This window comes from Rhodococcus sp. R1101 (assembly GCF_000278445.1).
In the GTDB taxonomy this organism is placed as follows: Bacteria; Actinomycetota; Actinomycetes; order Mycobacteriales; family Mycobacteriaceae; genus Rhodococcus; species Rhodococcus gordoniae.
The window spans coordinates 1-9,791 of record NZ_AJVB01000109.1; the positions used below are offsets into that span (position 1 = coordinate 1).

At 69.5% G+C, this 9,791-nt stretch carries 8 protein-coding genes and 1 pseudogene; 4 read left to right on the forward strand and 5 right to left on the reverse strand.

Going from position 1 to position 9,791, the window contains the following annotated elements; translation table 11 throughout:
• Window positions 1-252 (forward strand): annotated as a pseudogene (locus tag R1101_RS0109715) (hypothetical protein); the annotation flags it as partial.
• 38 nt (window positions 253-290) lie between these two features.
• Here R1101_RS0109715 and glpD read toward each other — a convergent pair.
• A complete protein-coding gene (glpD, locus tag R1101_RS0109720; RefSeq protein WP_026003090.1) occupies window positions 291-2,021 on the reverse strand; it encodes a glycerol-3-phosphate dehydrogenase in 1,731 nt (576 codons plus the stop codon).
• Window positions 2,022-2,137: 116 nt separating this feature from the next.
• Between glpD and glpK the strand changes: the two genes are divergently transcribed.
• Window positions 2,138-3,652, forward strand: coding sequence for a glycerol kinase GlpK (gene glpK / locus R1101_RS0109725; protein ID WP_016933247.1), 1,515 nt, complete (start codon window positions 2,138-2,140; stop codon window positions 3,650-3,652).
• Window positions 3,653-3,691: 39 nt separating this feature from the next.
• Here glpK and R1101_RS0109730 read toward each other — a convergent pair whose 3' ends face one another.
• Complete coding sequence (locus R1101_RS0109730; RefSeq protein ID WP_016933248.1) at window positions 3,692-5,089, reverse strand: NAD(P)H-quinone dehydrogenase; 1,398 nt, start codon at window positions 5,087-5,089, stop codon at window positions 3,692-3,694.
• Window positions 5,090-5,279: 190 nt separating this feature from the next.
• Here R1101_RS0109730 and R1101_RS0109735 point away from each other — a divergent pair, with 190 nt between their 5' ends.
• Window positions 5,280-5,750 carry a gamma-glutamylcyclotransferase gene (locus R1101_RS0109735; protein ID WP_016933249.1) on the forward strand — a complete coding sequence of 157 codons (471 nt, stop codon included), beginning with the start codon at window positions 5,280-5,282 and terminating at the stop codon, window positions 5,748-5,750.
• A gap of 51 nt (window positions 5,751-5,801) precedes the next feature.
• Here R1101_RS0109735 and R1101_RS0109740 read toward each other — a convergent pair whose 3' ends face one another.
• The 3 genes from R1101_RS0109740 to R1101_RS0109750 form a co-directional block, all read right to left on the reverse strand.
• The gene (locus R1101_RS0109740; protein ID WP_016933250.1) at window positions 5,802-6,959 is read right to left on the reverse strand and encodes a M20 family metallopeptidase; all 1,158 of its coding nucleotides are present in this window, start codon (window positions 6,957-6,959) and stop codon (window positions 5,802-5,804) included.
• The gene (locus R1101_RS0109745; RefSeq protein ID WP_016933251.1) at window positions 6,956-8,116 is read right to left on the reverse strand and encodes a M20 family metallopeptidase; all 1,161 of its coding nucleotides are present in this window, start codon (window positions 8,114-8,116) and stop codon (window positions 6,956-6,958) included. Before R1101_RS0109745 ends, R1101_RS0109740 begins: the two co-directional genes overlap by 4 nt.
• A gap of 102 nt (window positions 8,117-8,218) precedes the next feature.
• Complete coding sequence (locus R1101_RS0109750; protein ID WP_026003091.1) at window positions 8,219-8,917, reverse strand: enoyl-CoA hydratase/isomerase family protein; 699 nt, start codon at window positions 8,915-8,917, stop codon at window positions 8,219-8,221.
• Window positions 8,918-8,983: 66 nt separating this feature from the next.
• On the opposite strand from R1101_RS0109750, the gene R1101_RS0109755 reads away from it, so the two are divergent.
• Window positions 8,984-9,791: purine-nucleoside phosphorylase (locus R1101_RS0109755; RefSeq protein ID WP_016933253.1), on the forward strand; the 808-nt coding region annotated here is incomplete at its 3' end.

A 9,791-nucleotide genomic window follows, 5' to 3' on the forward strand; every position in this document is an offset into this window, starting at 1 on the left:
GACTCGGTTCCCATCCTGTCGTCGGCGGTGCTGCCCTGTCTCGTACTCGCCACGGCCTGGATCGGCTGGCTCGAGCCCCGCACGGCACACATCCTCGCCGAGGTCGCCGTGCTGATCCGTATCGGCTCGACCGTATTCGTCGTGCGCCGGTTGCAGAACCGCAGACCGAACCACCGGACCGTGGTGGCCGCGGTGGGAGTGGCTCTCATCGCGACGATCGTGGTCGTCGTGAAGGTCGTGCTCACGCACTGAGACCCGTCGCCCACCGAGACCGTCGCGCACCGCCCCGGCTACTTGATCGGCACCGGTTCGAGGATTTCCGGCCGAGCCTCGGGCGCCGCCGCTCTGAGCGCATCCGCGGACTCGTCGTCGGGACGGCTCTGCGACTCGATCTCGGCCTCGACCCGCGCCCGGTACGTCGCGACCTCCCTGTCGACAGCCGCGTCGTCCCAGCCCAGGACCGGAGCAACCAGTCGGGCCGTCTGCTCCGCACAGTGCAGCCCGCGGTGCGGGTATTCGATCGAGATCCGGGTCCGGCGCGCCAGGAGGTCCTCGAGGTGCAGGGCTCCTTCGGCCGCCGCACCGTAGACCACCTCGACCTGCAGGTACTGGGGGGCATCGGTCAGCGGTTCGAGCAGCTCGGGCCGGCCCTTCGCCAGGCTCAGCACGTCCTCGACGAGGGAGCCGTAGCGGTCGAGCAGATGCTTGACGCGATAGGGGTGCAGACCGTACTGCTCGGCGAGATGCATGGTCTGGTTGACCAGCGCGAAATACCCGTCGGCCCCGACGAGGGGCACCTTCTCGGTGATCGACGACGCGATCCGGGCCGGGATGTCCTCGGCCGCGAGATCGACGGCGTCCTCGGCCATGACCCGGTAGGTCGTGTACTTGCCGCCGGCGATGGCCACGAGTCCCGGCGCCACCCGCGCGACAGCATGCTCGCGCGAGAGCTTCGACGTCTCGTCGCTCTCCCCCGCCAGCAGCGGTCGCAGACCGGCGTAGACACCGTCGATGTCGTCGTGGGTGAGCGGGACGACGAGCACGCGGTTGACGTGGTCGAGGATGTAGTCGATGTCGGCCTTCGTCGCGGCCGGGTGCGCCAGGTCGAGATTCCAGTCGGTGTCGGTGGTGCCGATGATCCAGTGGTTGCCCCACGGGATGACGAACAGCACCGACTTCTCGGTCCGCAGGATGATCGCCGAATCGCTCACGATCCGGTCGCGGGGAACGACGATGTGCACGCCCTTCGAGGCGCGGACCCGGAACCGGCCGCGCTGCCGCGACAACGACTGGATCTCGTCGGTCCACACACCGGTCGCGTTGATCACCGCGTGCGCCCGCACCTCGGTGACCGAACCGTCCTCGCTGTCGCGCACACGCACACCCGAGACGCGATCGGCCTCGCGCAGGAAACCGACGACCTGTGTGGACGTGCGCACCACCGCACCGTAGTGCGCGGCCGTCCGGGCGACCGTCATCGTGTGCCGGGCGTCGTCGACGACCGTGTCGTAGTAGCGGATTCCGCCGACGAGCGAATTCCGCTTGAGACCGGGAACCATCCGCAGGGCACCCGAACGGGTCAGGTGTTTCTGCGGCGGAACGGACTTCGCGCCGCCCATCCGGTCGTAGAGGAAGATCCCCGCCGCCACGTACGGCCGCTCCCACACCCGGTGAGTGAGCGGGAACAGGAACTCGAGCGGCTTGACCAGGTGCGGGGCGAGCGTGGTCAGGGCAAGTTCGCGTTCGCGCAAGGCTTCCCGCACCAGGCCGAATTCGAGTTGTTCGAGATAGCGCAGACCACCGTGGAACATCTTCGACGACCTGCTCGACGTGCCCGACGCGAAGTCCCGGGCCTCGACGAGCGCGACCCGCAGACCACGCGTCGCGGCGTCGAGAGCTGCTCCCGCCCCGACGACACCTCCGCCGATGACGACGACGTCGAACTGTTCGGTGGCGAGCCGACGCCAGGCGTCGGCGCGTTGCTGAGGTCCGAGGAGTTGCACATCCGATTGGTTGGTCACCGCACCCGCTCCCGTGAGTCGCCGACGTATCCCGATCAAGGCTAGTAGCTTGAGCGACGCAGCGCGCAGCGGAAGCGTTGCCGACCCGAGCCGTCCCCTTCACCCGAGGACCACCTGTGAACCAGTTCATCGCGGCGATCGACCAGGGCACCACGTCCAGCCGGTGCATCATCTTCGACCACGACGGGCGCATCGTGTCGATCGCACAGAAGGAACACCGCCAGTTCTTCCCGCGGTCGGGATGGGTCGAACACGATCCGGAAGAACTGTGGCTCAACACCCGTGAGGTGGGAGCCGCGGCGCTTGCCAAAGCGGATCTGCGACGCAGAGACATCGCGGCGATCGGTCTGACGAACCAGCGCGAGACCACTGTGGTGTGGGATCGCACCACCGGAAAACCGGTGTACAACGCGGTCGTCTGGCAGGACACCCGCACCGACACGCTCGTCGAGGAACTCGCCGGCGACGCCGGGCCCGATCGCTACCGCGAGATCACCGGCCTGCCGCTGTCGACCTACTTCGCCGGGCCGAAGGTGCGGTGGATCCTCGACAACGTCGACGGTGCCCGCGAACGCGCCGAGGCCGGCGACCTCGCGTTCGGCACCGTCGACAGCTGGATCCTGTGGAATCTCACCGGCGGTGTCGGCGAGGAGGGCCAGCCGCCGGGCCTGCACATCACCGATGTGACCAATGCCTCCCGGACACTGCTGATGAATCTCGAGACCCAGCAGTGGGATCCGGCGATCTGCGCAGAACTCGGCATCCCGGAGTCGATGCTGCCGGAAATCCGCAGTTCGTCGGAGGTGTACGGGCACGCCCGCGAACGCGGACCGCTCGCGGGGGTCCCGATCGCAGGCATCCTCGGCGACCAGCAGGCCGCGACCTTCGGCCAGGGCTGCCTGTCCCCCGGCGAAGCGAAGAACACTTACGGCACCGGCAACTTCCTGCTGCTCAACACCGGCACGACCCCGGTCCGCAGCGAACACGGCCTGCTCACCACCGTGTGCTATCGCATCGGCGACGCCCCCGCGGTCTACGCCCTCGAAGGTTCGGTGGCCGTGACCGGTTCGCTGGTGCAATGGCTGCGCGACAACCTCGGGCTCATCCGCTCCGCCGGCGAGATCGAAACCCTCGCCGCGAGCGTCCCCGACAACGGCGGAGCGTATTTCGTGCCGGCCTTCTCGGGATTGTTCGCGCCACGTTGGCGTCCCGACGCGCGGGGTGTCATCGCAGGCCTGACACGCTTCGTCGAGAAGGGCCACCTCGCACGCGCGGCCCTCGAGGCGACGGCCTACCAGACCCGGGAGGTCATCGAGGCCATGAACGCCGACTCCGGTGTCGATCTGCGCACCCTCAAGGTCGACGGCGGCATGGTGGCCAACGACCTGCTCATGCAGTTCCAGTCCGACATCCTCGGCGTCCCGGTCGTGCGGCCCACGGTCGCGGAGACCACCGCGCTCGGAGCCGCCTACGCGGCCGGGCTCGCCGTGGGCTTCTGGGAGAACGAGGAGGAGATCCGCCGCAACTGGGCCGCGGACCGCACGTGGGAACCCGCGATGCCCGTCGACGAACGCGAACGCCTGTACGGCGAATGGAACAAGGCGGTCGAACGCACCTACGACTGGGCCTGAGCGGGGCGGGATCCGCACGGAGCCCGCCCCGTCCGGCATCTAGTCCAGGTCGTCGTGGCGCATCAACTGACGGGCGGCCTCGGTCACCGATCCACTCAGCGAGGGGTAGACCGAGAAGGTCTGCGCGAGGTCGTTGACCGACAGGTTGTTCTGCACCGCCAGCGCGATGGGCAGGATCAGCTCCGAGGCGGTCGGTGCGACCACCACGCCGCCGATGACCACGCCGGTCGCGGGGCGGCAGAAGATCTTCACGAAACCGCGCCGCAGACCGGACATCTTGGCGCGCGGGTTGGTGTTGAGCGGGAGCATCACGGTGCGTGCGGGTACCTCGCCCTTGTCGATCGTCGCCTGACTGACACCGACAGCGGCGATCTCGGGACGCGTGAACACTGCTGCTGCAACAGTTTTCAGTTTGATCGGGCTCACACCCTCACCGAGCGCGTGATAGATCGCAATGCGGCCCTGCATGGCCGCGACCGACGCGAGCGGCAACAGTCCGGTGCAGTCGCCCGCGGCGTAGATGCCGGGGACGGCGGTGCGGGAGACCCGGTCGACGGGAAGGTAGCCGCCCCGGTCGAGTTCGAGCCCGACCTTGTCGAGACCGAGATCCCGGGTGTTCGGCACCGAGCCGACGGTCATCAGCACGTGACTGCCCTCGACGATCCGACCGTCGGCGAGAAGCACGCGGACGCCGTCCTCCGTGCGTTCGACCCGGTCGGCACGGGCGTGCTTGACGAGGGTCACACCGCGCTCGGTGAGGACGTCCTCGAGCACGAGGGCCGCGTCCTCGTCCTCGTGCGGCAGGATCCGGTCGCGGCTCGAGACGACGGTGACCCGCACTCCGACCTCGGTGTAGGCGGAGACGAACTCGGCGCCGGTGACACCCGACCCGACCACGACGAGGTGCTCGGGCAGCTTCTCGAGGTCGTAGAGCTGACGCCAGGTGAGAATCCGCTCACCGTCCGGTTCCGCGCCCGGCAGGATGCGCGGGCTCGCACCGGTCGCGATCAGGACGACGTCGGCGTCGAGCACCTTCTCCTCTCCGGTGAGCAGCTTGGCGCGCACCTGGTGAGCGGCCATGCCGGGCTGCGCGTCGACGAGCTCGCCGTAACCGGAGAACAGCGTGACCCCCGCGGCCTCGAGCTTGGTGCGGATGTCGGCGGACTGCGCGCGGGCCAGGCTCTTCACACGGCCGTGGACCTGCGGCAGCGACACTTCGGCGCGTTCGAGTTCGATGCCCAGGTCGGCGGCGCGGCGCATGTCGGTGCGCACGCCGGTCGAGGCGATGAAGGTCTTGGAGGGAACACAGTCGAAGAGCACGCAGGCGCCGCCGATCCCGTCCGAATCGATCAGTGACACCGTCGCGCCGTACTGGGATGCCACCAGCGCCGCCTCGTATCCTGCGGGGCCGCCGCCGATAATCACGATCCGGGTCATTGTTCTCCTCTGTATCGATTCCGAAGGGTGCCGGGTCGGGCTGCACGTGAGCGCCTGGTGGGCACACACGTCGGCCTCAACGCTATGCCAATGCCCCCGCCTCGCGCACAGGGACCGGTCGACCCGGCACACAACCGCGCTCCACTGCCCCTCCGACGACTCCGGCGGACGACGGGTTAGCCTTATCCTCGTGCCGATCTACGCCGCCTACGGGTCCAACATGCATCCCGAGCAGATGCTGACGCGCTGCCCGCATTCGCCGATGGCGGGAACCGGCTGGTTGCACGGTTGGCGGCTGACCTTCGCCGGCGCCGACATCGGCTGGGAGGGCGCCCTCGCGACCGTCGTCGAGGATTCGGACTCGAAGGTGTTCGTCGTGCTCTACGACGTGCCGGAGGACGACGAGCGCAGTCTCGATCGGTGGGAGGGAGCCGAACTCGGGTTCCACCGCAAGATCCGCGTGCGCGTCGACACCGCCGACGGCCCGGTCCTCGCCTGGCTGTACGTCGTGGACGGATACGAGGGCGGGCTGCCGTCGGCGCGCTATCTGGGCGTGATGGCCGATGCGGCCGAGATCGCCGGAGCTCCCTCCGACTACGTACGGGATCTGCGGACCCGCAACAGCCGCAACGTCGGACCGGGACGACCCGACAGCTTCTAGAGGGGACGGGAGATCCCGGCGGTACGCGCCGGGATCATCCGCGACGCGCTCTCACCCTGCGCCCAGCACCAGATTCGTCATCACCCGCACGCCCACGGCGAGTGCCCGCTCGTCGAGATCGAAGGTGGGCTGGTGGATGTCGAGTTCGGGCCCGACCCCCGGCCACACCCCGAGCCGGCCCATCGCGCCGGGGACGTGTTCGAGATACCACGAGAAGTCTTCTCCCCCACCGGATTGCGGGGTATCCGCCAGAGCGTCGGGACCGGTCGCGCGGATCGCGTCCTCGAACATGCGCGCCGACCCCTCGTCGTTGACCACGGGCGGGACACCACGGCGGTAGTTCAGTTCGTAGCTGACACCGGTCGGCGCGAGCAGGCCGTGCACGATTTCGCGGACCATCGGTTCGAGCAGCTGCCAGGTGTCGTGGTCGCCGGTGCGGACGGTGCCCGCCAGCATGCCGGTGCGCGGGATCGCATTGGGGGCCTTTCCGGCGCTGACCGTGCCCCACACCATGACGGTGCCGGTGCGCGGATCGATGCGGCGGCTGAGCATGCCGGGAAGACCGGTGATGACGGCGCCGAGACCGTAGACGAGATCGCCGGTCAGGTGCGGCCGCGAGGTGTGCCCCCCGGGCGAGTCGAGGACGAGTTCGACGGTGTCGGCCGCGGAGGTGATCGCCCCGACCCGCATCCCCACCTTGCCCGCCTCGAGGCGCGGGTCGCAGTGCAGGGCGAAGATGCGTGAGACCCCGTCGAGACCGCCGGCCGCGACGACGTCGATCGCCCCGCCGGGCATGACCTCCTCCGCGGGTTGGAAGATCAGCCGGACGCCGACCGGCAGTTCGGGCATCGAGGCGAGAGCCAGCCCCGCACCGAGCACCACCGTCGTGTGGGCGTCGTGCCCGCACGCGTGCGAGACGCCGGGGACGGTCGACTCGAACGGCAGCCCGGTGGTCTCCTGCAGTGGCAGCGCGTCCAGATCGGCGCGCAGAGCGATCCGCGGTCCGTCCGACGGGCCCAGATCACAGATCAGGCCGGTGCCGCGAGGGAGAACCTTCGGTTCCAGTCCTGCCGCGCGCAGGTGCTTCGCGACGAACTCGGTGGTGGCGTACTCCTGCCGGGCGAGCTCGGGATTCGCATGGATGTGACGGCGCCAGAGCGAGAGATCCTCGGTGTGACGGGCCAACCACTTCTCCACGTACGGGTTCATCGGCGCCCGACCCGTTCGAGGAGGCGTGCCCGGTGGACCTGATCGGTCGCCGCGCGCACGGCGGTCGCTGCGAGCGCGCGCGCTCCGTCGAGTACTGCCCGATCGGCGGACTCGGTGACACAGGCGGCCGCGAACGCCGCCTGATGTGTCACCGCGCCACCGGAGTCGAGTCCGATGACCGGATGGATTCCCGGCACCACGTTCGTCACGTTTCCCATGTCGGTACTGCCCAGGGGGCGCGCTCCTTCCTCCTCGACGGGCAGCGGCCGGCGCCCGAGACCGATGATCTCCTCACGATATGCCTGCACCAGCCACGGGTCGGGAGTGAGTTCGGTATAGGTCGGCGACACGGTCCGGATCCGGTGGTTGCATCCGGTGGCCAGCGCACCGGCGGCGAAGCAGTTGCGCGAGCGTTCGACGAGGTCGTCGAGGAGTTCGCTCGTGCCCGCTCGCAGGTAGTACAGCAGTTCGGTGTGGCTCGGCACGATGTTCGGCGCGGTTCCGCCCTGCGCGACGATCCCGTGGATCTGCTGCCCGGGATGCAGGTGCTGTCGCAGCAGACCGACCGCGACCTGAGCGACGGTCGCCGCGTCGGCGGCGTTGAGCCCGTACTCGGGCGCGGCGGAGGCGTGCGCCTCCCGGCCGTCGTATTCGACGGCGATGTCGGCGAGGGCGAGCGACGTCGCGCCGGTGATGTCGAACGGGCCGGGGTGCACCATCATCGCCGCGCCGACGCCGTCGAAGACGCCGCGCTCGAGCATGAGGACCTTGCCGCCGCCGGTCTCCTCCGCGGGTGTTCCGATGACGCGCACGGTCACGCCGAGTTCGTCGGCGAGCGCGGCGAGCCCGATCCCGGCACCCACGGCCGACGCCGCGATGATGTTGTGGCCGCACGCGTGCCCGATTCCCGGCAGCGCGTCGTACTCGGCGCAGAATGCGAGGACGAGTTCGCCGCTCCCGAACCGCGCGTCGAAGGCGGTGGGCAGGTCGGCGATGCCGGTCGTCACATCGAAATCGTGGGCGCGCAGCACCTCGACGATCTTCGCGGCGCTCCGGTGTTCCTCGAAGGCGAGTTCCGGTTCGGTGTGGATCGAATGCGACAGGCCGACGAGGGTGTCGGAGGCAGCCTCGATGGCCGTGGCGTATTCGGTCGTCACGGGGACCAGTCTGTCATGCTCACCGCGCCCCGATCGATCGGCGCGTGCGACCGGTTCGGCAACTTCCGGGCCGTGTCGGTTCGGCAGCGTCCCCGGCCGCGATCAGCCCAGCCGGAAGTTCGACGGGTCGGTCCGGATCTCCAGTGCCGAGATCAGCGGTGCGTGCAGTCCGCGCTTGATACCCGCCAGATTCGGCCCGCGGGTGGCGGTGAGCGCTGCGGCCCGCTCGACTGCGGCGGCGAGCACGCCGTCGCCGGCCACGGCCTGCTCGGCGATGCCCGCGGTCACGGCGTCGCCCCCGCCGTAGCGGCGACCGGTGGTGATGGCCTCCACGGCCGTCTGGATCGGCAGGCGCGAGCGGATCAGGGCGGACATCCCGACGGTGAACGGCATGTTCAGTTGCACTTCCGGCAGGCACCAGTACCCGCGATCGGCGCGCATCACCCGGAAGTCGTGCACGAGCGCGAGCATCGCACCGGCACCGAAGGCGTGCCCCTGGACGGCCGCGACCGTCGCCGCGGGGAAGGTGAGGAGCCGCACGTAGAGATCGTGGACCGAGTCCAGATAGGTCGGCAGGTCCGGCAGGTTCGCGCCGACCCAGTCGACGTCGAGTCCGTTGCTCCAGAACTTGCCGGTCGCCGCGGTCACCAGGGCCGTGGGACCGTCGTGCGCATCCACCTCGTCGAGGAGGGAATGGATCGCGGCGAGGCGGTCCGGGTGGAACCGGTTCTCGGAGCCGTCCACGTCACGGTCACCGAGATGCAGGACGAAGACGTCGCCGTCACGTTCGAGGTAAGGCATGCACGTCAGCATACCGCGCCTCCTTACCGGCGAGTAACATGCGGTGAGCGATTAGGGTCCCATGCCATGGGAGCACCCGATCACGTCTTCGACCCCGCCGCGGCCGCCGATGCCGCAGCCGCCGCACTCGCCGAACGGACGGGAGTGGCCGAACATCCCGTCGCCGTCGTCCTCGGCTCCGGCTGGCGGGCCGCGGTCGAGAGTTTCGGCATCCCCGTCGCCACGATCCCGATGAGCGAGCTGCCCGGATTCGCGCCGCCGACGGCGGAAGGACATGCCGGGAACATCCACTCGGTGCGCGCCGGCGACAACGCGGTCCTCGTCCTCGCGGGCCGGATCCACGCCTACGAGGGACACGACCTCGCCCGTGTCGTCCATCCCGTGCGCACGGCCGTCGCGGCGGGTGCCCGCACGGTCGTCCTCACCAATGCGGCGGGCGGGATCGACCCCGAGTTCTCCGTCGGTCAGCCCGTTCTCATCTCCGACCATCTCAACCTCACCGGCCGTTCCCCCTTGGTCGGCGCCCAGTTCGTCGACCTCGTCGACGCCTACTCGACGGAACTGCGCGCCCTCGCCCGGGAGATCGATCCGTCGCTGGCCGAAGGGATCTACGCCGGTCTTCCCGGCCCCCACTACGAGACACCGGCGGAGATCCGGATGCTGCGCACGCTCGGCGCCGACCTCGTCGGCATGTCCACGGTCCACGAGACCATCGCGGCCCGCGCGGCCGGAGCACGGGTGCTCGCGGTCTCGCTGGTGACCAACGCCGCGGCCGGCATCACCGGCGCTCCCCTCGACCACCTCGAGGTGCTCGCCGCGGGCCGTGCGGCCGCGACCCGGATGGGCGATCTCCTGCGCGATCTGGCGGCCCGGT